The sequence below is a fragment of the Devosia sp. MC1541 genome, assembly GCF_012847305.1.
GTDB lineage: Bacteria > Pseudomonadota > Alphaproteobacteria > Rhizobiales > Devosiaceae > Devosia.
The window spans coordinates 62,874-83,791 of record NZ_JABBDZ010000002.1; the positions used below are offsets into that span (position 1 = coordinate 62,874).

Here is a 20,918-nt window from a genome sequence, read left to right on the forward strand (position 1 = left end):
GCGTGTTTAGAGCCTATGCAAAACTACGTAGAAACTCTGATGGCGCGGCGGCGGTTGAGTTCGCCATCCTCACGCCGGTGTTTTTACTACTGCTCACTGGCATGCTCGCCTACGGAATTTACTTCGGCGCATCGCTGAGCCTGCAACAATTGGCAGCCGACGCGGCACGCACCTCAATTGCAGGGATCAACGATACCGAGCGGCGCAATCTGGTTGAGCGCTTTTTGATCAAAAATGCTGGGGCCTATATCCTTCTGAACACCTCCACAATCGCGCATGATTTTGAGATCACCCGCAAGGACGCCAACCAGTTTGCCGTCACCCTGACCTATGACGCTTCCGATCTACCGATCTGGAACCTCTACGTTCCGCTCCCCTTGCCGAGCAAAATAATCGAGCATCAAGCGACCATTCGTAACGGCGGCATCTAAATGCTGTCCCGGTTTTGGCGCGACACTTCGGCAAACATGGGCATTATGTTTGCTGTCGCCATTACCCTAGGGCTCTTGGCCTCCACCTTAGTGGTCGATGCCGGGTCGCTTTATTATGAGCGTCGCCAGATGCAATCGGCGGTCGATCTGGCCGCAATCGCTGCGGCCTCCGACGTCTCCAAAGCGCAGTTTCTCGCGCACCAGACCCTCGTCGACTCCGGCCAGCTGGCACCCGGCTCCACGGCGGGGCTGACCGTCACTCTCGGGCGCTATGACACCACCATCACCGACCCCGCCAAACGCTTCGTTGCTGACACTCAGCCCTATAATGCTGTCGATGTCTCCTTTGCGAAAAAGGGGACGCTCTTCTTCGGTCAGAGCCTGATTGCGCCCCCGGAGCTAAAAGTTTCCGGAGCCGCGACGCGCATTCCTGAAGCCTCGTTCTATGTCGGCTCCCGACTGGCGAGCCTTAATGATGGCCTTGCCAACGCGCTGCTCGGCGCACTGCTCGGCACCAATGTGTCGCTCAAAGTTGCCGACTACAATTCGCTGATCGGCGCGCGCATAGAACTCCTGAACTTCCTTGATCAGCTCGCCCAAGAGATGGACGCCGATGTCGGCACCTATTCCGACCTCCTAAAAATGAACGCGACCGCCGGGCAATTGTCCCGAGCGCTGACGCAGACCGCCAATGGCCTCACCAAATCGGCGTTAGATGTTCTGAACAAACAGCCTCGCGCTTCTGGCGAGGACGGCAGCACTGTGCCTTTAAACAAACTCATCTCTGTCGGGCGCATGGCCAATATGGCATTGGGCGATGCGCGCGGCGTGGCGGGGCTGCAACTGTCCGCGATGGAGCTACTGGGGGCCGCTGCCTCGGTGAGCAATGGCGCGCGCATGATCGACCTCGGGCTCAATGCCGGCGTTCCCGGTCTTGCCTCACTGCATCTCGCCTTGGCCGTTGGAGACCCACCCAACACAGTGCCGTGGTTTCAATTCGGCCCCGCCTCGACCATTGCGCGCACAGCGCAAATCCGACTCTACCTCAAAGCCGAGCTTTTGGGGGGCTTGGGCCTTTTAGGGGCCACCGTTAGTCTGCCGCTTTGGATCGACGTCGCTTATGCCGAAGCCCAATTGACCTCGCTCTCCTGCCCCAGCTCCGCCGCCCCCAATGGTGCCGCTGTGCTCAATGTGACACCCGGCATCGCCCATGTTGGCATGTCTGACCTGCCGCAAAGCCAGATATTGGACCTCACCCAAAAGCCCGTGGCGAAGTGGACAAAGATGATCGACGTTTTGCTGCTGAGTGTCAGTGGAAGGATCGATCTAGCCGTAGGCCAAACCAAGTCCATACCGCTGAGTTTTTCGTCCTCCGAGATTGCCAATGGCACGATTAAATCAGCCAAGACCAGCACCATCGTCGGCTCACTGGGCACAGCCATTCTGACGGGCTTAGAATTGCGTGTGGATCAACTCCCGCTCTTGGGGGTTGTAGACGTTGTAACTGGCCTTGTGAGAACGCTTATCATGCCCCTAGCCCCGACACTGGACATGACCATCGATGGGCTTTTATCTTTGCTCGGTGTCAAACTGGGTGAAGCAGATGTCAAAGTGCTCGGCGTGCGGTGTGCCGCCCCAACCCTGATCCTCTAAACGCCTAGGCTTTCCTCATCCTCTACAGCCATCGCCCCTTCATCACATGACGATGGTGTCGCGTTCGATACATAACTGGACCGCTGCATGGCGCAGCTCTGAGCCGAAAGACAATTCTTGATGACAACGACGAGCGTCGCCCCTGTGCCAATCGTGTCGGCACGCGGCCTGAAGAAATCCTTCGGTGGGCGAGAAATTCTGCACGGTCTAGATTTCGACATCCCGCCGGGCCGTATCTATGGCTTGATCGGGCACAATGGCGCGGGCAAGACCACGACGCTCAACGCCATGCTGGGCCTGACCAGCTATCAGGGCAAGATGACAGTTCTGGGTCAGGACCCCTTCGCCCATCGCGCACGTCTGATGCAAGACGTTGCCTTTATTTCCGATGTGGCGAGCCTGCCGCGCTTCTTGCGCGTGCGCGAGCTCTTCACCATGCTCAGCGACATCCACCCCAAATTCAGCGTTGAGAAGGCCAAGAGCTTTCTTGAGGGCACGGATGTCAAACCGGACGCAAAAATCAAAGCCCTCTCAAAGGGCATGCTGGCGCAGCTCCACCTAGCTGTCGTTATGGCGATTGATGCCAAGCTCTTGGTGCTCGATGAACCAACCCTTGGCCTCGACATCACCTACCGCAAGCGGTTCTACAAGCGCCTGCTGGAAGACTATATGACCGGCGAACGCACGTTGATCATCACCACCCATCAGGTGGATGAGATCGAATTCATGCTCACCGACCTCATTTTTATCCGCGACGGCTCCATTATTTTGGATGCGCCCATGGATGCGGTCTCAACCCGTTTCGCCCAACTGGTGCTCAGCGATCCTGCCCATCAAGACGCCGCCCGCGCGCTCAATCCTGTGTATGAGGAAACCCGCTTTGGCCAGACTGTCATGATTTTTGATGGCATCGGTGCCGATCGTCTTGAACCCTATGGCCGACTGTCCGCCCCAACCATTTCCGATCTCTTCGTTGCCATGATGGAACGACCCACCACCAGTGTGGGAGGCGCAAAATGAAGAGTTTTGTAGCCCTCATCCGCCGCGAGTTTCTCGAACACAAGGGCGCGTTCTTCTACGCCCCGCTCGGGCTCGTTGCCGTTGTTTTGGCACTCGCGCTTTTTGCCTTTGGCGTTAATCGCGTCGACTTTACCACAACTGGCCAATTGGCCACGGTCGTGCCCACTTGGGTGTTTGAAGCCAGCTATGCGGGCCTGGCTGGCGCTTGGCTGCTGTACCTCGCCTTCGTGCTGTTCTTCTATTGCGCTGATGGCTTTGCGGCCGACAAGCGCAACAATGCCATGTTGTTTTGGAAGTCCATGCCGGTATCGGACTTCAAGGTTTTGATGTCCAAGCTGACCGCAGCCATCACGCTCTTGCCCGGTACGGTTTTTGCGGTCGCGCTCATCAGCCTCGCGCTGCTCTACGGCGTCGCCTATGTCGCCAGCATGGCCGCAGGCTTGGGCTCTGGGGAATTGCTGAGCGCGATTGTCGGCAGTTTTGGCCAGATGAGCCTCCTCTTCCTTGCCGTCGTCGCAGCGGGCCTCCTTTGGTATCTGCCCTATATGGCTCTCGTTGGGTCTATGGCCACCGCTGTGGGACGCTGGGCGATCCCTCTGTCGTTCTTTGTGCCGGCCCTCATCTCATCGGTTGAGTGGGTCGCCTTGGGCGGGCCCCATCCCTTTGCGACCCGCACTTGGGAGTTCCTCAACGCGCGCTCGCAATTGCCTATCGACACCGACTATGTCGGCTCGGTGCTAGATGGCGCATCCAATTGGAACACGGGTGAATTCACCACCCACTTCCTCTCCACCTATGATTGGGTGCAAGCGGGCATTGGTGTCGTTGTTGCCATCGTTCTCATGGTGGCGGCGTCCGAGTATCGCCGACGCTCCGCAGCGAACTAAACCAGCATCACCGGGCGGAGACCATCTGCCCGGTTCAACCGCTCCATCAAACATGCTAGAGCGCGGCAAACAAATTTGCTGAGGCGCTATGAACCTGCCCACGATCGTCAGTTTTTGGCATGGCCCGCTCAGCTGGCTGGAGCACCTCTCCATCATCTCCTTCCGCCGCCGCGGCCATCCGGTTTCGGTCTATTCCTATGAGCGGATCGAGAACCTGCCCGAAGGCGCGGTGTGGCGTGACGCCAATGAAGTCCTGCCGCAAGAAAAGCTGGTGTTTTACAAAGGCCGCGGCACGCCGGGCGTCTTCTCCGATCATTTCCGCTACGCCGCTCTCAAAGCGGGCCTCGGCATCTATTCAGATCTCGACATCTATTGCGTCCGCGCCATAGAGGGGCCGCCAGACTATCTCTTCGCTTGGGAGCGCCCGGGCTCGATCAATGGCGCGGTGTTGCACATCCCTGCCGACGCGCCGCTGCTGGCCGATCTGATGACCATCTTTACGCAGGAAAAGCGCCCACTCTTGGAGCCACACCTGCCGCCCCTGCGCCGCTACGAAGTGGCCATTCGCCGCCTTTTAGGCGATCGGGTCACCCCTGAGCACATGCAGTATGGCGCGACCGGCCCGATGGCCCTGACCTATTACGTCCAAAAGCATGGCTTTAAGGATCAGGTACGCTCTGCCGCAACTTTCTATCCCGTGCCCTATGAAGGCATTCCCGAGCTGATCAAAGCCGGGTCGAGCCTCGCATCGTCAGTAACAGCGGAAACCTTGGGCATTCATATCTGGCGCAGCCAGCTGACCAACCGCGGTCGCGGCGACATGCCCCTGCCTGAAGCGGGAAGCGCCCTGGCTCAGCTTTGCGCGGCCGAAAACTTCGACCCCACGAGCGTCTAGATCTCAGCCAATCCGCAGCGTCTTCTTCCACCACCGCTTCCAACGGTGCTTGGCAAAGCGATAAAACAGCTCATTGGTCATGACATGGCGATAGAGGCGGGCAAAGGCGACAGTGCGGAATAGACCCGCAAGCGTGCCCCACGGCTTCATATCGCCCGTGTAGTGAACAATGGCAGGGTCGAAGCTTTCGTGGACCACGCGCGCGTCAATAAGGTTCCAACGCCAATTGAGGCGATGCCACTTGCCCTTAAAAATGAGGTTGAGCAAATCCTGGTCGTAGTAGATGCGCTGCATAACCCCTGTCGCGTAAGCCTCTTCCATCCGAGCAAGAATGTCCGCCTCACGCCATTTGGTAATGTCGATCAGGACCATGCCCGCGTTGAAGTAGTAATCCGCCGGATTAAAAATGTCGCGATTGCCCAAGAGATCGCGACCGCCGGTGATCAGTGCACCCGCGGTATCGCGTACTGCAGCGATGGAATTACCCTCTAGATCGAGATCAAAAAGGTAGCATACGTCATCGCGTACCATCATATCGCAATCGAGATACAGAATGCGCTCGACGTCAGGGCCAACGAGCTTATCGATCATCAATCGAGCATAGACGATGTTGGAGAGACGCTTGTTTTCCGGCATGCGGGTCGCAATGTCTCGGAAAAGGTCGGATTGATCGAGATCATACCAGCGCAGCTCGACGGCAAACTCTTTTCGTATTGCCTCAAGGTCGGCCTTATGGCTCGGGCTCAGCGTACGGTGGCAGAGGTGAAAAACCAGCTCTTCAGGTGTCTGTGTAAATAAACAAACCGACCGCATGGTTGCGAAGGCTGGGGCCCAGAAATTCTCGTCAAATGTCAGGGCAATGTGCATAGCCATCGTTCATTCCATCCGCTTTTGCGCTTGCCTATGGCTGTTCACCAATAGGTATTCCGCTGTCAACTGCGCCTTAACGCCCAATACCCAATCGCTTTAGCCACCAACGCTTCCAGCGATGGCGCGCGAAACGATAGAAAAGCTCATTGGTCATGACGTGGCGATACCAACGCGCATAAGCCGTCGAGCGCATAATGCCCGCTCGCAGTGCCCAAGGCTTCGTCGCGTAAGTGAAATGCAAAATTGCCGGATCGAGGGCCTCGTGTGCCGGGTGAGCGTCGATCGTGTTCCAGCGCCATTCAAGCTGTGCCCAGCGACCACGGAAGATCAGGTTGAGCATATCCTGATCAAAATAGAGGCGAGACAGTACGCCGCTCGAGGCTAGCGCGGCGATCTCCGCAGGAAAGTCAATTCTGCGCCAAGCATCCAGGTCAATCAGCAGAACCCCAGAATTAAAGTAAGGCTCAGCCCCGTCAAAGATATCAGCGTTTTGGCGCATGTCAGCACGCAAAGGAATGAAAGGAGACAAAGCCTCCTTCACGGCGCCTAAGTCAGCGCCGGCCAGATCCGTCTCATACAACTTCTCGATCGGCCAGCGGACGAGAACGTCAGTATCAAGATATATGACCCGGCTGATATCCGCTGGCAGCAGCTTTGTCAGCGCGAGACGCGCATAAACGATGGCAGGCCATCGCGCACTGGTGGGCAAGTTCTGAACCAGAGCCAGAAAATCTGGTTGGCTCTCCAGTGGATAGAAGTTGAGCTTGGCGCCATATTCAGAGGTGATCTTTTCCAAGTCCGCACGGTGCTCATCGCTGAGTGGGAAATGGAGCAGATGAAAAACCAAATCTTTCCGTCGCTGCGTCGAGATACAGATTGACCGCATCGTCGCATAGGCCGGCGCCCAAAAATTATCGTCGAATGAAAGGCCAATATGAATCACGTCAGTCATGGGCGATTGATGTCCGGTTCGAGGCGCTCAACACAAACAGCACTGCCGCAGTCATGACCAAAAAGATCTTTGGGATCTCAACCATGAAAAGCACGTCGGTCATACCACTTAGAAAAATGCCGCTAGAAGCCGTCACAGCAACGAATACAAGGCGTTCATCACGACCAGAGCGCCAGCGCACGGCCAACAACGGAGCCGCAAGGGCAAGGAAATATGCAAATGCACCCGCAAGGCCCGCAGATACTGTTAAGCTCAGGAAGTCGTTATGGATGTAACCCCATTTCTCCAATTCATACCGCTGTTGAGCATACTCGGACATGTACTCGAGCGTTACGGAAATCTGTTCATGCCAACCGTGCCCAATCCAGGGTGAATCAGCGATAGCAATCAGCGCCGCGCGGTACATTTCAACCCGGGCATAAGAGGAAGAATCTAGGCCTTCGTCTCCAGTCAGCGTCTTCCCCACGGCGTCGAACACCTGAAATGCCCTGTCGAAACCCAGCAGGCTTGCCAAATAGAAGGCCGCAACCATGCACAAGGGCACGCAAGCCAATACGACCAGTTTTTTCCAGGTTTCGATCGACCACGCGCGCCACAAGAACACGCCGCATACCCCAGAGAGGCAAATGCCCACCAATACGGCAGACCGTGTCTCGGCGATCAGCACCGCAATAATTGCGAAGACCGGGCCGCTCAGAACAAGCCAGCGCCAACGCGAGGCTGTGTCAAACAGCACCACCAACCCCAAGAAGCCACAAATCATTGCAAGGTCCGCAAAATGAATCGGGCTCAACTCTATGGCCGTGCCGCGATAAACTCCCTGGGATTGACGGAACAAGGCCCAGCCAGCCGCAACTACCGAGCCTGACCAAAATATCCATCCGAGATGGATCACCGTAAAACGCTTTTTCGCCAGTGGCAGCGCGGCCACTGCAAAGACAGGTGCGAGTGCGAAAAGTGCAAAGTCACCAATAAAGTTCGTACTCCCGTGGGCGGACTGCAGACTGAAAGCCAGCGTTACGAGGAAAAACGCACTCACGAATGCCAAAACCCAAGGCGCAAGCATAACTTGCTTCCACTGCGCCCCGAACGCGGTGGGAATGAACGCAAGGACAACGAAGATCGCACCTATGTAGGCAGCGTAGTTTCCAACAATCGCCCAAGCTACAAAAATGCTGAGGCAAGCAAGGACTGCCATGACAGTGGCAACGCGTGCCGTGAGACTATGAAAAGACAAACCCTGCTCCAACAATGCCCGGACGCGCGCAAACTAGATGAGACGGGACTGCGTGAAAACCGGTAAACTGGCGGCGTCCAATTTCTTACGCACACGCTACATTTCTTGAATGAAGCGTTCAGCAATGTAGTTGGATTTGCTGATCTCAGGCTTAGAAAATGGTACGCCCTAGGGGAATCGAACCCCTCTCTGCACCGTGAAAGGGTGCCGTCCTAACCGATAGACGAAGGGCGCATACCGTGATCCAAAGATCATCATAAGCCTTCGCTTCACGTGTTTCGTGAAGCACGAGTGGTACGCCCTAGGGGAATCGAACCCCTCTCTGCACCGTGAAAGGGTGCCGTCCTAACCGATAGACGAAGGGCGCATCAGTTCGTTGACCCGCATATGCCCCATCCCTTCCGCTTTGAGCAAGTGCCTTTTTTCATTCTCAAAAAACTTTCCACACGTGTGTTGACATACAAGTCGCTTCTTGCAAATGATTTGCAACTGCAACCTATTCGTCTCCTCCTAGGAACATTCATGCTTCGTCGAAGTTTTCTTGTCGCCACCCTGCTCGCCACCGCTGCCTTCTCCATGCCTGCCATTGCCCAGGAGCGCATAAAGGCCGTCACGAGCTTCACCATTCTCGCGGATATGGCGAGAAATGTTGCGGGTGACGCCGCCGATGTCGTCTCGATCACCAAGCCTGGCGCGGAAATCCACAACTACCAGCCAACCCCCGGCGACCTCTTGGCAGCGCAGGACGCCGATGTCGTCTTGTGGAACGGCCTCAATCTCGAACAATGGTTCGAGCAATTCCTGGGCAATCTTCCTGATGTCCCAAGCTATGTGCTGACCGACGGCATCGCGCCTATCGGCATTGGCAAAGGCCCCTACGAAGGCAAGCCGAACCCCCATGCGTGGATGTCACCGACCGACGCGCTCATTTATGTCGAAAACATTCGCAAGGCCTTCGCTGAGGTGGACCCCGCCAATGCGGAAATCTACGCCGCCAACGCACAAGCCTACAGCGCCCAGATCACGGCCACTGCCGAACCCATCCGCCAAGCCCTCGCTGGCGTGCCAGAAGACAAGCGCTGGCTCGTCAGCTCGGAAGGTGCGTTTTCTTATCTAACGCGCGATTTTGGTCTCAAAGAGCTTTATCTCTGGCCGATGAATTCCGATCAGCAAGGCTCGCCGCGTCAGGTGCGCGATGTGATCGATGCCGTCCGCGAAAATTCTATTCCGGTGATCTTCTCCGAATCGACCATTTCCTCGAGCCCTGCGGAACAAGTGGCGCGCGAGACCGGAATAGCCTATGGCGGCGTTCTCTATGTCGATTCACTCTCAGAACCTGATGGTCCAGTGCCGACCTATTTGGACCTTCTGCGCGTGACGACGACAACGATCGCACAAGGCTTGACGAAATGACCGACGCTGATGGGATTCTGGTCGACAATATCACCGTAGCCTATCGCAACGGCACAACGGCGCTCAAACAGGCCAGTTTCTCTAGCCCGCGCGGCTCCATCACCGCTTTGGTTGGCGTCAATGGCGCGGGCAAGTCGACCATTTTTAAGGCGATCATGGGCTTCGTGCCCGTGGTCTCCGGCCGCATTTCGATTTTGGGCATTGATGGCAAAAACGCCCAGCGCCAAAACAAGGTCGCCTATGTGCCTCAGTCCGAAGACGTTGACTGGAATTTCCCAGTGCTCGTTGAAGACGTGGTGATGATGGGCCGCTTTGGTCACATGAACATGCTGCGCATACCCCGCCCTGTCGACCGTGAAAAAGTCGCGTCCGCTTTGGCGCGCGTGGATATGACCGCCTATGCCAAGCGGCAAATCGGCGAGCTTTCCGGCGGCCAAAAGAAGCGTGTGTTTCTGGCCCGCGCCCTCGCACAGGAAGGCGAAGTCATCCTCCTCGACGAACCCTTCACCGGCGTCGATGTCAAAACCGAGGATGCCATTATTGCCCTGCTGCGCGACCTTCGCGACGAGGGCAAGGTGATCCTTGTCTCCACCCATAATCTGGGCTCTGTGCCCGAGTTCTGCGACCGCACCGTTTTGGTCAAAGGCACTGTCCTCGCCTATGGCCCCACGCCAGAAATTTTCACCCGCGAAAAGCTCGAAGTCGCTTTTGGCGGCGTCTTGCGCCATTTCGTTCTGTCTGGCGCAGGCCTCCATGACGACGATGATCCGCGCCACCTCTCGGTGCTGACGGACGACGAGCGCCCGCTCGTTCTTTACGGCGAGAAGGGCAATGAAACGCACCAGCAATCGAGCGACAAGCAATGATCGAAGTCCTGCTTGAGCCGTTCGGCTACAATTACATGGTCAATGCCATGTGGGTTTCCGCCCTCGTCGGCGGGGTCTGCGCCTTTCTCTCGGCCTATCTCATGCTCAAGGGCTGGTCGCTGATTGGCGACGCCCTTTCGCACTCCATCGTGCCCGGCGTTGCTGGCGCTTATATGCTGGGCCTGCCGTTCTCGCTCGGCGCCTTTCTCTCCGGAGGTCTGGCCGCTGGCGCCATGCTGTTTCTCACGCAGCGCACCAAGCTGCGCGAAGACGCGGTGATCGGGCTCATTTTTTCGAGCTTTTTCGGCTTGGGGCTGTTCATGGTTTCGGTCTCACCCACCGCGGTCGACGTACAGTCTATTGTGCTGGGCAATATCTTGGCCATCAGCCCGAGCGACACGCTGCAGCTGGTCGTCATTTGCGCCATTACACTTGTGGTCATGGCCGTCATCTGGAAAGACCTCATGGTCACCTTCTTTGATGAAAACCATGCGCGATCAATCGGCATTCGCACCACGCTTTTAAAGCTGGTGTTCTTTGCGCTGCTCAGCGCTGCAACCGTTGCTGCCATGCAAACGGTTGGTGCGTTTCTCGTCATCGCCATGGTCGTCACGCCCGGCGCCACGGCCTATCTGCTTGCCGATCGCTTCCCTCGGTTGATCCTCATCGCCATTACACTCGGCGTGCTCACGAGCTTTTTGGGCGCGTATTTGAGTTATTTCCTCGATGGCGCCACGGGCGGCATCATTGTTGTGCTGCAAACGCTGGTCTTCCTCACAGCCTTTGTCTTCGCACCAAAGCATGGCTATCTCGCCGCGCGCCGCCGCATAGCCGAGGAGAACGCCTGATGGCTTGGTATGAATTAGCCCTGTGGCCGTTCCAACTGCCCTTCATGGTTCAAGCGATGGTCATCGCGGTTCTGGTGGCCATTCCAGCGGCACTGCTCTCGTGCTTTCTGGTGCTCAAGGGCTGGTCGCTCATGGGTGACGCGATCTCTCACGCTGTGCTTCCGGGCGTGGTTTTGGCCTATGTCGTGGGCCTACCCCTGGGTATCGGCGCCTTTATCGCGGGCATGGTTTGCGCGCTTTCGGTTGGTTTTCTCAAGGAAAACAGCCGGATAAAGGAAGACACGGTCATGGGCGTGGTCTTTGCTGGCCTCTTTGGCCTCGGCATCGTTCTTTTCACCGCCATCGAGACCGATGTTCACCTCACCCATATTCTCTTCGGCAATATTTTGGGGACCAGCACCTTCGATCTCGTCCAGTCAGGGATCATTGCTTTGGTCGTCGCCCTGATCATCGGCGCGAAATGGCGCGACTTGATGCTCTTCATCTTCGACCCTCAGCAGGCCGGTGCCATCGGTCTGCGGACGAGGGTGCTGCACTATGGCCTTCTGGCACTGATTTCGCTCACCGTGGTGGGTGCGTTGCAAGCCGTTGGCATTGTGCTCGTCATCGCCCTGCTGATTGCCCCCGGCGCTATCGCATTTCTCATCACCAAGCGCTTCGGGACAATGCTGATCATTTCCGTGGTGGTCGCCACAATGTGCAGCCTGCTTGGCGTCTATATCAGCTTCTTTCTCGACAGCGCTCCAGCCCCGACAATCGTCTTGCTCATGAGCGTCGTGTTCATCGTCGCCATGATCGGATCACGCCGGGACAGCGTTGCAGCGGTCTAAAAACAAGAATGGCGGGCCAAGGCCCGCCATTGTCTATTTCCGTTCGCGTGTCGCTTAGCGCGGCGCGCGCTTGGCCAGAATGCGCTGGAGCGTCCGGCGGTGCATGTTGAGGCGACGTGCGGTTTCCGACACATTGCGATCACACAGCTCATAAACGCGCTGGATATGTTCCCAACGGACGCGATCGGCCGACATTGGGTTTTCCGGTGGCTCTGGCTTTTCTTCGCCGGTCGCCAGCAGTGCGTTGATCACGTCGTCTGCGTCGGCAGGCTTAGACAAATAGTCCGTCGCGCCGAGCTTAACAGCGGTCACAGCCGTGGCGATATTGCCGTAGCCGGTCAGCACAACAGCCCGCGCATCGGCGCGCTTCTGATGCAGAGCCGAAACCACTTCCAGGCCATTGCCGTCTTCAAGGCGCATATCCACGACCGCATAGGCCGGCGCGCGCTCGTTGACGGCCGCGAGGCCCTCAGCAACCGAATTGGCAACACGTACTTCAAAACCACGGCGCGCCATGGCACGTTCGAGGCGGGTCAGAAAGGCGGCATCGTCATCCACAAGCAATAAGCTCGGGTCTCCTGCCAAAAGATCTTCTATCGTATCCATTGTTCTTCCTTAGGCGCTCGCAGCCTTTCCGTCAAAAAGCCGGAGCTACTAACGCGACGACTGGCCATTCCGCTGCCACACGATATGTACGCGCGCATGACCATGTAGTTCAGCATTATCGAACGTGAGGCGAGCCCCGGTTCGTTCCAGAAGCGTCTTCGCGATGAAAATACCCAGCCCAAGTCCGCCGGGTTTATGCGCATCGCTACCGGCGGGGTCGCGCGGTCTGGTGGTTAGATAAGGCTCTCCGAGCCGTGCGGCAAGTTCTGGAGCAAAACCGGGACCATCGTCAATAATGCTGACGCTAATTCTTTCGTCATCCCACTTGGTCTCGATCCGAACCGTTTGCTTGGCGAAGTCGGTAGCGTTTTCAATAAGGTTACCAAGGCCGTAGAGCAATCCGACACTGCGCGGGAACACCGGAATGTCGCCGGTAACATCCTCTGAGTAAAAGAGGATGACCTTGCCCCGGCTTTCATGCGGACGGGCCACTTCATCTAGGATTTCGAGCAGTGGCGCCTCTGCGAACATCTCCGCAGGTTCGGACCCAAGATTGCGCAACTTGGCCAAGATTGCCCGACAGCGTGCGGCCTGTTCAATGATCAGTTCGATATCTTCGGCCAGTTGCGTCTTTGGCTCGACGTCGGCACGCATCTCTTTGGCAGCCAAAACAATTGTTGAAAGCGGTGTCCCAAGCTCATGGGCCGCAGCCGCCGCCAAACCATCGAGCGCGGAAAGCTGCTCGCGACGGGACAAAGCCAGCTCCGTCGCCGCCAGCGCATCGCCAATTTGGCGCGCGTCATAAGCAACCCGATTGGTATAGGCGGTGATGAAAACCGCCCCACACACGATAGACACCCAAATCCCGATCACAAATATGCGATCAAAGACCAAATCCTCACCCGGCATCCATGGCAGGGGCAGGTGGAGGATGGAAATCACCGATGCACAGGCCGAAACCATGAAGGCGATGAGAAAAGCCTGTTTGGCCGGAAGCGTCGTCGCTGCGACCGAAACCGGCGCGAGAAGAAGAATACAGAAGGGATTGGTTAGCCCCCCGGTGAGCGCCAGCAATCCCGCCAATTGGCAGACGTCAAAGGCCAGCAGCCAACCAGCGGCGCGGGCCGTCAACCGGCCCATCGAGCCAAAGCGCAGCACCATCAAGATATTGAGGAGCGCCGAAAAAGCGATTAGCCCCAGGCAGCTCCACAAGGGCAATGGGAAGCCCAGCCCCCAATGCACAAACAGCACTGCCCCCGTCTGACCCGCCACAGCGAGCCAGCGCAACAGCACCAGGGTCTGCATCCGCAATGGGCGCCAAGGCTCTGGCGCTAATGGGGAAACACTCGTGAATTCGCTCATCTAATGTCCTCGTTCGCTTCCGCGCTTAGGGACGTGCCGTGGCGATTTCAAGAGTAAAATACCGGTAGGCACACGCTTGATCCTGTCCCAAAACAGAACCACCTCCTGTGCAGTGACACAGGAGAGTGCAACAACATGAGCACAGCAATTATCAAACCGCAATGGTCGCCCCTCACCATCACGTTGATGGTGCTGGGCTTTATCTTCTTCTTCCCCGCCGGCCTGGCCATGCTGGCCTATATTTTGTGGGGCGAAAACTTTGGTGGCTCTGCCGAAAAGGCACAGCGCTATGTGAACAAGGGAACAGACTTCGTGCGCAATATGACCAAGAAATCCTCGGGCCCAGTATTCACCGCTGGCGGCTCGGGCAACGCCGCTTTTGACGACTACCGCGCAGAACAGCTCCGTCGCCTCGACGAAGAGCGCGCCCGTCTCGACGCTGAAGTTGGTGCGTTCCAGGAATATATGGCGAACCTGCATAAGGCGCGCGACCGTGAAGAGTTCGATCGCTTCATGTCTGAGCACCGCGGCTCCCGCCAGGGTTATAGCGACAACACCTAAGCCCCATCATCATCCCTCCCCACTAGCGCCCTTCGGGGCGCTTTTTCTTTGCCTTTTGCCCGCTCTGTTTGGCTAAACTGGCGTCACCGACTCACCCCTCCTGAAAGTGCCCATGCTGTCGTTCCTGCGTGCTCGTGCCAACAAGCCTCCCAGCGAAACCAAGGTCGAGTTCGCAGGGCGGGTTGTCACTGTGAGCGTAAAAACCAGCGCGCGCGCCAAAAGCTTTCGCCTGTCGCTGCCGCCGGCTGGGCCGCTGCTGACCATTCCGGTTAAGTCGCGCTGGGCGGACGCTGAAGCCTTTCTCCATCGCCACGCCGATTGGCTGGCCGAACGCCTCCCCATTGGCGCTGGGCCACAAATCTTGGCGCCCGGGGTTGAGCTTCCTGTACGTGGGCTCCCCTATCAGATCATCGCCTCGGGCCAAGTGCGCGGGCGTGTCGAAGTCCTTCCAGATCGGCGGATCAGTGTGCCTGGTGCGCCCGAACACCTGCCGCGCCGTCTCTATGATTGGCTCAAAGCCGAAGCCCTCCATGACCTCACGGCCCAAAGTGCCTTTCACGCCCAGCGGCTCGGGGTCAAAGTTGAAAGCGTCCGCCTGCGCAGCCAAGCCAGCCGCTGGGGCTCGTGCTCCTCAACCGGCTCGATCAATTACAATTGGCGGCTGATCCTAGCGCCGCCCCATGTGCTCGATTATGTGGCCGCCCATGAGGTTGCCCATCTTGTTGAGATGAACCACTCACCAGCCTTCTGGGCGACGGTGGAGCGCACCCTGCCCGATATGGAGCGCGGACGAGCGTGGCTAAAAACACACGGCCGCCAACTCATGTCGTGGCAAGCTCCTTAAAAACCACGTCTTTCCGCGTTCGGTCTTGTTTGCGCCGCATTGTCTCGGTTAGGAGCGAGCTATGAAACGCCTGCTCGTGCTCATCGCCATGCTGTTCACCTTCGCCAATATGGCGGGGAGTGTCTTGGCGCATTCGCACCGCTATGTGGTCGATGTCGCCCAGCCGCTTGTTGTTCTCAACCACGTCGATGAGGACAATCGCCCGATCCCCGTCGTGGTCAAAATCCAGCCCTGTGGGCATATCGACCTTGGCAATGGCTTGGTTCTCTCCTGTGGTTCGCACCTCGCGATCGCGCCCGATGTCCCGCAATTGCCTAAGACCGAAGGCGAAGACCATCATGTTCTGATGGTTGATGAGACCGCCCCTGCAGGCACGCGTTTGAGTATTTTGCGGCCACCGCGGCACGGCTAGTTCGCCGTCACGCCCTCTTCCCGCACATACTCTCGGCCCTTGGGCCCAAGGATTTCATATGACTATCGCTCTCGACGCGACGCTGTCGCGCCGCACCTTGCTGGCAGGCCTCGCCAGCACCAGCGCTTTGCTTCTGGCCGGTTGCGCCACCACCGCGCGCCCAAGCGCTCCCGTTGAGCCACTGCGCCCCATTGTGCCGCCCGATGTCGCCATGATGTACGGCCCATTGCCGCTCGAAGAATTCCCCATTCCGGCAGCCGATGTGTCCCTCATGGACCCGCGCTTCTGGCGTCAGGAAGTCGAAAACATCACCGGTCAGCCACAGCATACGGTTGTCGTCGATACGGCCAATTTCGTTCTCTACTGGACCATGCCTAACGGCCGCGCCATGCGCTATGGCGTCGGCCTCGGCCGCGCTGGCTTTGAGTGGTCCGGCGAAGGTCACATTGCTTACAAGCGCAAATGGCCAGTGTGGACCCCGCCTGCCGAAATGATCCTGCGCCAGCCCGAAATCGAAAAGTACCGTCACGGTCAGCCGCCTGGCCTCGACAACGCTCTTGGCGCGCGCGCGCTCTATATCCATCAGGGCCAGAAGGACACGCTCTACCGTATCCACGGCACCATGGACGTCCCCACCATTGGCAAGGCCGTATCGAGCGGCTGTGTGCGCTTGCTCTTCCACGATGTCATCGATCTGCATGATCGCGTCATTCCGGGCTCAAAGATCGTCGTTATCTAGTCGGCCCATGCCAGCAAACAAAAAGGCCCCGGACACGTGTCCGGGGCCTTTTGTATGATGATGTGTGTGATCCTCAGTTGCCGAAGATCATGTCCATCAGCGTGCGCTGGCTATTCTCGTTCTGATAGACAGGCTGCTGTCCCAGATCGGCCGGTGGCGCAAATTGCTGACCACCATTGGGCACTTGCTGGATCACCTGATCACCCCAAATGGTTGTGGGCTGCTGCTGTTGGAGCGGCTGGTTCTGTGACACTGGTGCACTTGGCACCCAAACCTGCTGGCCCGTCTGAGGGTCAACGATCAGCGTCATCGGCATCCCGGTTTCCGGATCAATCGGCGCCTGCCCAAACCCCTGATCAATCGGCGCTTGGCCGAAGCCCTGATCAACGCCCTGCTGGCCCATAGGCATGCCGGTGTTCGGGTCAATCTGGCTCGACAAGGGTAGACCGGTGTTGGGATCAATCTGCATGCCAGATGCAGGATCTGTACCCACGCCCGGCTGCATCATGCCGCCGCCCGCTTGCGGGTTCGCCAAGGGCTGCAGACCTTCAATCGGCTGGCCCGTGTTCGGATCAACGCCAAAAATCTGTCCGGTGTTCGGGTCCTGCACGGTCTGAACCGGCTGGCCTGTGCCACCGTCGACATATTGAACCATCGGCATGCCGGTATTGGGGTCAATCGCGACCTGTCCGGTGTTTGGATCGATCATCTGCTGGGCCACCAATTGGCCGGCATAGCTGCCACCGGGAATTGGATTTGGCGATTTGCCTTCCAGCGCCTTGGTCATGAAATCACGCCAGATGGTCGCCGGAACGTTGCCGCCCGAAAGCTTGGTGCCCTTATTGTCGTCATTGCCCAACCACACGCCGGTGATCATGGCCGAAGTATAGCCCACAAAGAGCGCGTCTCGGCTTTCCTGCGATGTGCCGGTCTTGCCGCCAACCTGCCAGCCACCAAGGTTCGCTCCACGACCGGTGCCCACTTCAACAGCGGTTTCCATCATGTCGTTCATATAGGCGAGCGTTGTTGGATCGATCACACGGCCCGGACCAGCTGTAGAGGCTTCATAGAGCACCTTGCCTTCCATATCGGAAATCTTGGTGATCACGTTTGGAATAACGCCATTACCCCCGTTAGCGAACGGCACATAGGCATTGGTCAACTCAAGCAGGTTCACTTCCTGCGTGCCCAGCGAGATCGAAGGCACGGCCGTGAGATTGGACGAGATGCCCAAACGCATCGCCACTTCCACGACCTTCTCAGGGGTCACGTCAATCGCCAGACGCGCTGCAATCGTGTTGAGCGAGTAAGCCAACCCCTGACGCAGCGTTACCGTGCCAGAATACTTGCCAGTCGCATTTCGGGGGCTCCAGCCATTGTAGTCAAACTGGGCATCCTCCGCCAAAGTCTCAGGCGTGTAACCCTTTTCCATAGCCGCGAGGAAAACGAATGGCTTGAAGGCCGAACCCGGTTGGCGCTTTGCCGTCACAGCGCGGTTGTACTGGCTTTGCTGATAATCAACACCGCCCACCATGGCGCGAACCGAACCATCAATATCCATGGCCACCAAGGCGCCCTGCGTAAAGCCACGCTTTGGCCCTTCACTGGCAACAGCTTCCTTGACGATAAACTCGGCGTCGCGCTGCAGCTTGTAGTCGATGGTTGTCTGCACTACCACGTCGCCAGAAATGTCGCCAATATAGGCGGTCATCAGGCTTTCAACCCAGTCCGCAACATAGCTTTCTGCGCCGGCCACGACGGTGCGAACCTGTTGGTCAGGGTTGATCTGGGCCGCCGAGGCTTCAGCGGTCGAGATATAGCCCTCTTGCGCCATGGCATTGAGCACAAGGCGTTGACGGTTCTTGGCCGTTTCAGGGTTTGTCTTGGGATTATAGGCCGACGGCGCAGGCAGAATACCCACCAGCATCGCAGCCTGTCCGAGCGAGAGATTGCGCGCCGACACACCAAAATAGGTCTGTGCCGCGGCTTCGATCCCATAGGCACCAGCGCCAAAATAGACGCGGTTCATATAGAGTTCGAGAATTTCTTCCTTGGTAAAGCTCTGTTCAAGCCAGACCGCCAAAATGGCTTCTTGCACCTTACGACCAAGCGTTTGGTCTGGGGTCAAGAATAGGTTTTTTGCCACCTGCTGGGTCAGGGTCGATGCACCACGGGTCACACCGCGCGCTTGGATGGATTCCACGGCTACAGCCATCAGACCGATCGGATCGACACCAAAATGGCTCATAAAGCGACGGTCTTCCGAAGCGATAAACGCTGCCGGGACATAGCTTGGCAATTCGCGGAAGGTGATCGCTTCACCACCGGTCTGACCGCGGTTTGAAATCAGGCTGCCATCTGCCGCAAGAATACGAATATTGGGCGGACGCTCTGGGATCGCCCAAGTATCGGACGACGGCAGCTGCGCGCCGTAATAAACGATGACGCCAATAACGGCCAAGCCGCCCCATAGGCAGGCCACAAAGCCCCACCACACAAGGCCGAGCAGGAAACCGCCTGAACGCTTCTTACGCTTCTTCTGACGCGCTGGCTGCGCTTTGCCGCGACGCGCTGGCTTTTCGCCTCTCGGGGGCTTGCCGCCACCCGAACCGCCACGACCGCCATTGCCCCCGCGCCCTGAGCCACCGCCGACGCGCGGCGGTTCGGCATCAACCGAGAAGCTCATGCTCTCGCCCATGCTGGCACCAGACAGGGACGGCTCTTGACGCTGCCCCTTAGGCGCGGTGCGGCTTTGAGCTTTACCCTGCGATTTGGCTGGGGCACCAACGCGGTCATCGGCCGAAATGCGGAAGTCCATCAAGCAGTCCTGTCCAGAAGTGGATTACGCAGCTTCTACCTCTTTCCCAAGCTGAGGGAAACCACAGCCGAGCGAATGGAGAAGATGAACGCACCCTTCCCCAATGCTTCGCAGCGCGATTGGGCCTTATCACCCCAAAATGTGGCACTTTGTAGAGCGTTTAACGGCTCACCGATCCGTGTAGAAACAGTGCTGTAGGCTAATCCAGGCGCGCACGAGCCCATCCTTTGGAACATTTTTAGGCCACCACCCTTCTCAGGAAAACCCCTGGAGGCTGATATGCCCTATCTCAACACCCGTGACGGCACCGCGCTCTTTTACAAGGATTGGGGCACAGGACGCCCTGTGATCCTGCTTCGTGGCTGGCCCCTCTCATCCGACAGCTGGGACGATGGCGCTCTGGCGCTCGCCGAGGCGGGCTTCCGCGCCATCAGCTATGACCGCCGGGGATTTGGCCGATCTGAACAGCCTTGGGACGGCTATGATTACGACACGCTGGCCGATGATCTCGCCGACGTTATTGCCCATACCGGGGCGGACGATGTGGCCCTCGTTGGCTTTTCCATGGGCGGAGGAGAAGTCGCCCGCTATATGTCCCGCCACGGTGGCGCTAAAATCAGCCAAGCAGCGCTAGTCGCCTCCGTCGTTCCCTATATGCTCAAGACCGAGGACAATCCCAACGGCACGCCGCAATCGGTTTTCGACGACATGACCGCAGGCATGAAAGAGGATCGTGCCAAGTTCTTTGCCAGCTTCTTTCAGGACTTTTTCGGGATTGGCCTCTTCGGCAACGCCACCTCTGACGAAGAAGTCCATCACGCTTGGACCGTTGCCATGCAGGCAGGGCTAAAACCAACGCTTACCTGCGCTGCGGCGTTTGCCTCGACCGATTTCCGGCCCGATCTTGCAGCCTTTAAAGTGCCAACCCTCATCATTCACGGCACCAAGGACAAGACAGTGCCGATTGAAGCCTCCGCGCATGCCGCTGCCGCCGGGATCAAGGATGCGACCCTGATCGAATACGATGGCCCGCACGGGCTCTTTGCGACCCACAAAACCGAGTTGGTCGCAGACCTGATCCGCTTCCTCAAAACCTAGGCTTGTCACTGCCACAATTTGCGGCGAGAACAACCAAATGCGTCTTTGGCTTTCGGTTCTTTTCGCCGTGTTCTCCTGCGTTGTCCCAACGCAAGCAGACCCTATTGGCCGCGCGCTCGATGATGCGAAAGCCTATTTTCGCTCTGCAGCGCCTGCTCTGAACGGCGCTGCCTTCGACATTGATCTGCGCGCCTATAGCGACGCCCTCGAGCACCGCCGCTTTACCTCACCCTATTGGGGCAAAACCGTCGAACTCATCATTTTCGATCAACCCGACACCAGCGGCCTCTGCGGTAAGTTTGCGGCATTTGTCACCACCCCGCCCCGCGATGATACAATCACGCTAACCCTCTGCCCGCAGTTTTCGCGGCAAGGCTCAGATGGGCTACGCACCCTCACCATTTTACATGAACTCGTTCACGTCGTCGCCGGACCAGACGAATGCCGCGCTATGGCCTTCGCTGCGCAGGTGGAATTTTTGGCCTCAGGCTCTTTTTCGCGCGTAGATGCCTATTGGGAGGCCAATAAATGCCAGCACTCCGCCCATAAAATGCCATAGCGGGCCAATGCTGCAAA

At 57.8% G+C, this 20,918-nt stretch carries 21 protein-coding genes and 2 tRNA genes; 15 read left to right on the forward strand and 8 right to left on the reverse strand.

The annotated features are described in order from the left end of the window. Nucleotides 1-2: 2 nt before the first annotated feature. The 5 genes from HKD40_RS03045 (at nt 3) to HKD40_RS03065 (ending at nt 4,886) form a co-directional block, all read left to right on the forward strand. Nucleotides 3-431: a TadE/TadG family type IV pilus assembly protein gene (locus tag HKD40_RS03045; protein ID WP_169194254.1), complete on the forward strand. Its 429-nt coding sequence runs from the start codon at nt 3-5 to the stop codon at nt 429-431. Beyond that, nucleotides 432-2,084: a pilus assembly protein TadG-related protein gene (locus HKD40_RS03050; protein ID WP_169194255.1), complete on the forward strand. Its 1,653-nt coding sequence runs from the start codon at nt 432-434 to the stop codon at nt 2,082-2,084. It begins immediately after the preceding gene. Between the two features lie 120 nt (nt 2,085-2,204). Then, nucleotides 2,205-3,104: an ABC transporter ATP-binding protein gene (locus HKD40_RS03055; RefSeq protein ID WP_169194256.1), complete on the forward strand. Its 900-nt coding sequence runs from the start codon at nt 2,205-2,207 to the stop codon at nt 3,102-3,104. Continuing rightward, nucleotides 3,101-3,991 (forward strand): hypothetical protein, encoded by an 891-nt coding sequence (locus HKD40_RS03060; RefSeq protein ID WP_169194257.1) that lies wholly within the window; start codon nt 3,101-3,103, stop codon nt 3,989-3,991. The genes HKD40_RS03055 and HKD40_RS03060 overlap by 4 nt, the downstream gene beginning before the upstream one ends. Nucleotides 3,992-4,079: 88 nt before the next feature. Continuing rightward, entirely contained in the window at nt 4,080-4,886 is an 807-nt protein-coding gene (locus HKD40_RS03065) for a hypothetical protein (RefSeq protein WP_169194258.1), read from the forward strand. A gap of 3 nt (nt 4,887-4,889) precedes the next feature. On the opposite strand, the gene HKD40_RS03070 is transcribed toward HKD40_RS03065, so the two are convergent. The 5 genes from HKD40_RS03070 to HKD40_RS03090 all read right to left on the reverse strand — a co-directional run bounded on the left by HKD40_RS03070 (nt 4,890) and on the right by HKD40_RS03090 (nt 8,312). Then, complete coding sequence (locus HKD40_RS03070) at nt 4,890-5,759, reverse strand: glycosyltransferase family 8 protein (RefSeq protein ID WP_169194259.1); 870 nt, start codon at nt 5,757-5,759, stop codon at nt 4,890-4,892. A gap of 70 nt (nt 5,760-5,829) precedes the next feature. Next, nucleotides 5,830-6,708 (reverse strand): glycosyltransferase family 8 protein, encoded by an 879-nt coding sequence (locus HKD40_RS03075; RefSeq protein WP_169194260.1) that lies wholly within the window; start codon nt 6,706-6,708, stop codon nt 5,830-5,832. Further along, on the reverse strand, nt 6,701-7,906 hold the full coding sequence (locus HKD40_RS03080; RefSeq protein WP_169194261.1) for an O-antigen ligase family protein: 1,206 nt from the start codon (nt 7,904-7,906) through the stop codon (nt 6,701-6,703). Before HKD40_RS03080 ends, HKD40_RS03075 begins: the two co-directional genes overlap by 8 nt. Before the next feature lie 198 nt (nt 7,907-8,104). Continuing rightward, nucleotides 8,105-8,179 (reverse strand) — tRNA-Glu (locus tag HKD40_RS03085). Between the two features lie 58 nt (nt 8,180-8,237). After that, nucleotides 8,238-8,312: transfer RNA gene (locus tag HKD40_RS03090), tRNA-Glu, on the reverse strand. Nucleotides 8,313-8,467: 155 nt separating this feature from the next. Between HKD40_RS03090 and HKD40_RS03095 the strand changes: the two genes are divergently transcribed. The 4 genes from HKD40_RS03095 to HKD40_RS03110 are packed head-to-tail and all read left to right on the forward strand — an operon-like array spanning nt 8,468 to nt 11,902. Beyond that, complete coding sequence (locus HKD40_RS03095; protein WP_169194262.1) at nt 8,468-9,358, forward strand: metal ABC transporter substrate-binding protein; 891 nt, start codon at nt 8,468-8,470, stop codon at nt 9,356-9,358. After that, entirely contained in the window at nt 9,355-10,224 is an 870-nt protein-coding gene (locus tag HKD40_RS03100) for a manganese/iron ABC transporter ATP-binding protein (RefSeq protein ID WP_169194263.1), read from the forward strand. Before HKD40_RS03095 ends, HKD40_RS03100 begins: the two co-directional genes overlap by 4 nt. Then, nucleotides 10,221-11,072, forward strand: a complete 852-nt coding sequence (locus HKD40_RS03105; RefSeq protein ID WP_169194264.1) for a metal ABC transporter permease — start codon at nt 10,221-10,223, stop codon at nt 11,070-11,072. The genes HKD40_RS03100 and HKD40_RS03105 overlap by 4 nt, the downstream gene beginning before the upstream one ends. Beyond that, nucleotides 11,072-11,902: a metal ABC transporter permease gene (locus tag HKD40_RS03110; protein ID WP_169194265.1), complete on the forward strand. Its 831-nt coding sequence runs from the start codon at nt 11,072-11,074 to the stop codon at nt 11,900-11,902. The genes HKD40_RS03105 and HKD40_RS03110 overlap by 1 nt, the downstream gene beginning before the upstream one ends. Nucleotides 11,903-11,956: 54 nt before the next feature. Here the strand turns inward: HKD40_RS03110 and HKD40_RS03115 are convergent, their stop codons facing one another. Both HKD40_RS03115 and HKD40_RS03120 read right to left on the reverse strand, forming a co-directional pair. After that, entirely contained in the window at nt 11,957-12,508 is a 552-nt protein-coding gene (locus HKD40_RS03115; protein WP_169194266.1) for an ActR/PrrA/RegA family redox response regulator transcription factor, read from the reverse strand. A gap of 48 nt (nt 12,509-12,556) precedes the next feature. Continuing rightward, nucleotides 12,557-13,870: an ActS/PrrB/RegB family redox-sensitive histidine kinase gene (locus tag HKD40_RS03120; protein ID WP_169194267.1), complete on the reverse strand. Its 1,314-nt coding sequence runs from the start codon at nt 13,868-13,870 to the stop codon at nt 12,557-12,559. Nucleotides 13,871-14,005: 135 nt separating this feature from the next. On the opposite strand from HKD40_RS03120, the gene HKD40_RS03125 reads away from it, so the two are divergent. The 4 genes from HKD40_RS03125 (at nt 14,006) to HKD40_RS03140 (ending at nt 16,426) form a co-directional block, all read left to right on the forward strand. Next, the gene (locus tag HKD40_RS03125) at nt 14,006-14,431 is read left to right on the forward strand and encodes a DUF2852 domain-containing protein (RefSeq protein ID WP_169194268.1); all 426 of its coding nucleotides are present in this window, start codon (nt 14,006-14,008) and stop codon (nt 14,429-14,431) included. Between the two features lie 112 nt (nt 14,432-14,543). After that, nucleotides 14,544-15,275, forward strand: coding sequence for a SprT family zinc-dependent metalloprotease (locus HKD40_RS03130; RefSeq protein ID WP_169194269.1), 732 nt, complete (start codon nt 14,544-14,546; stop codon nt 15,273-15,275). Nucleotides 15,276-15,336: 61 nt separating this feature from the next. After that, the gene (locus HKD40_RS03135; RefSeq protein WP_169194270.1) at nt 15,337-15,687 is read left to right on the forward strand and encodes a hypothetical protein; all 351 of its coding nucleotides are present in this window, start codon (nt 15,337-15,339) and stop codon (nt 15,685-15,687) included. A gap of 58 nt (nt 15,688-15,745) precedes the next feature. Continuing rightward, on the forward strand, nt 15,746-16,426 hold the full coding sequence (locus HKD40_RS03140; protein ID WP_169194271.1) for a L,D-transpeptidase: 681 nt from the start codon (nt 15,746-15,748) through the stop codon (nt 16,424-16,426). Between the two features lie 73 nt (nt 16,427-16,499). On the opposite strand, the gene HKD40_RS03145 is transcribed toward HKD40_RS03140, so the two are convergent. Continuing rightward, on the reverse strand, nt 16,500-19,244 hold the full coding sequence (locus HKD40_RS03145; protein WP_169194272.1) for a PBP1A family penicillin-binding protein: 2,745 nt from the start codon (nt 19,242-19,244) through the stop codon (nt 16,500-16,502). 279 nt (nt 19,245-19,523) lie between these two features. On the opposite strand from HKD40_RS03145, the gene HKD40_RS03150 reads away from it, so the two are divergent. Both HKD40_RS03150 and HKD40_RS03155 read left to right on the forward strand, forming a co-directional pair. Further along, nucleotides 19,524-20,342 carry an alpha/beta hydrolase gene (locus tag HKD40_RS03150; protein ID WP_169194273.1) on the forward strand — a complete coding sequence of 273 codons (819 nt, stop codon included), beginning with the start codon at nt 19,524-19,526 and terminating at the stop codon, nt 20,340-20,342. Nucleotides 20,343-20,379: 37 nt separating this feature from the next. Next, nucleotides 20,380-20,901: a hypothetical protein gene (locus HKD40_RS03155; RefSeq protein WP_169194274.1), complete on the forward strand. Its 522-nt coding sequence runs from the start codon at nt 20,380-20,382 to the stop codon at nt 20,899-20,901. Nucleotides 20,902-20,918: the final 17 nt, after the last annotated feature.

What these genes read in the sequence shown, in the direction of transcription:
- HKD40_RS03110 (WP_169194265.1), top strand. Translation starts at nt 11,072, where the DNA reads ATGGCTTGGTATGAATTAGCCCTGTGGCCGTTCCAACTGCCCTTCATG.
- HKD40_RS03080 (WP_169194261.1), bottom strand. Translation starts at nt 7,906, where the DNA reads ATGGCAGTCCTTGCTTGCCTCAGCATTTTTGTAGCTTGGGCGATTGTT.
- HKD40_RS03055 (WP_169194256.1), top strand. Translation starts at nt 2,205, where the DNA reads ATGACAACGACGAGCGTCGCCCCTGTGCCAATCGTGTCGGCACGCGGC.
- HKD40_RS03070 (WP_169194259.1), bottom strand. Translation starts at nt 5,759, where the DNA reads ATGGCTATGCACATTGCCCTGACATTTGACGAGAATTTCTGGGCCCCA.
- HKD40_RS03155 (WP_169194274.1), top strand. Translation starts at nt 20,380, where the DNA reads ATGCGTCTTTGGCTTTCGGTTCTTTTCGCCGTGTTCTCCTGCGTTGTC.
- HKD40_RS03130 (WP_169194269.1), top strand. Translation starts at nt 14,544, where the DNA reads ATGCTGTCGTTCCTGCGTGCTCGTGCCAACAAGCCTCCCAGCGAAACC.
- HKD40_RS03125 (WP_169194268.1), top strand. Translation starts at nt 14,006, where the DNA reads ATGAGCACAGCAATTATCAAACCGCAATGGTCGCCCCTCACCATCACG.
- HKD40_RS03145 (WP_169194272.1), bottom strand. Translation starts at nt 19,244, where the DNA reads ATGGACTTCCGCATTTCGGCCGATGACCGCGTTGGTGCCCCAGCCAAA.
- HKD40_RS03150 (WP_169194273.1), top strand. Translation starts at nt 19,524, where the DNA reads ATGCCCTATCTCAACACCCGTGACGGCACCGCGCTCTTTTACAAGGAT.
- HKD40_RS03075 (WP_169194260.1), bottom strand. Translation starts at nt 6,708, where the DNA reads ATGACTGACGTGATTCATATTGGCCTTTCATTCGACGATAATTTTTGG.
- HKD40_RS03105 (WP_169194264.1), top strand. Translation starts at nt 10,221, where the DNA reads ATGATCGAAGTCCTGCTTGAGCCGTTCGGCTACAATTACATGGTCAAT.
- HKD40_RS03050 (WP_169194255.1), top strand. Translation starts at nt 432, where the DNA reads ATGCTGTCCCGGTTTTGGCGCGACACTTCGGCAAACATGGGCATTATG.
- HKD40_RS03140 (WP_169194271.1), top strand. Translation starts at nt 15,746, where the DNA reads ATGACTATCGCTCTCGACGCGACGCTGTCGCGCCGCACCTTGCTGGCA.
- HKD40_RS03135 (WP_169194270.1), top strand. Translation starts at nt 15,337, where the DNA reads ATGAAACGCCTGCTCGTGCTCATCGCCATGCTGTTCACCTTCGCCAAT.
- HKD40_RS03095 (WP_169194262.1), top strand. Translation starts at nt 8,468, where the DNA reads ATGCTTCGTCGAAGTTTTCTTGTCGCCACCCTGCTCGCCACCGCTGCC.
- HKD40_RS03060 (WP_169194257.1), top strand. Translation starts at nt 3,101, where the DNA reads ATGAAGAGTTTTGTAGCCCTCATCCGCCGCGAGTTTCTCGAACACAAG.
- HKD40_RS03115 (WP_169194266.1), bottom strand. Translation starts at nt 12,508, where the DNA reads ATGGATACGATAGAAGATCTTTTGGCAGGAGACCCGAGCTTATTGCTT.
- HKD40_RS03120 (WP_169194267.1), bottom strand. Translation starts at nt 13,870, where the DNA reads ATGAGCGAATTCACGAGTGTTTCCCCATTAGCGCCAGAGCCTTGGCGC.
- HKD40_RS03100 (WP_169194263.1), top strand. Translation starts at nt 9,355, where the DNA reads ATGACCGACGCTGATGGGATTCTGGTCGACAATATCACCGTAGCCTAT.
- HKD40_RS03065 (WP_169194258.1), top strand. Translation starts at nt 4,080, where the DNA reads ATGAACCTGCCCACGATCGTCAGTTTTTGGCATGGCCCGCTCAGCTGG.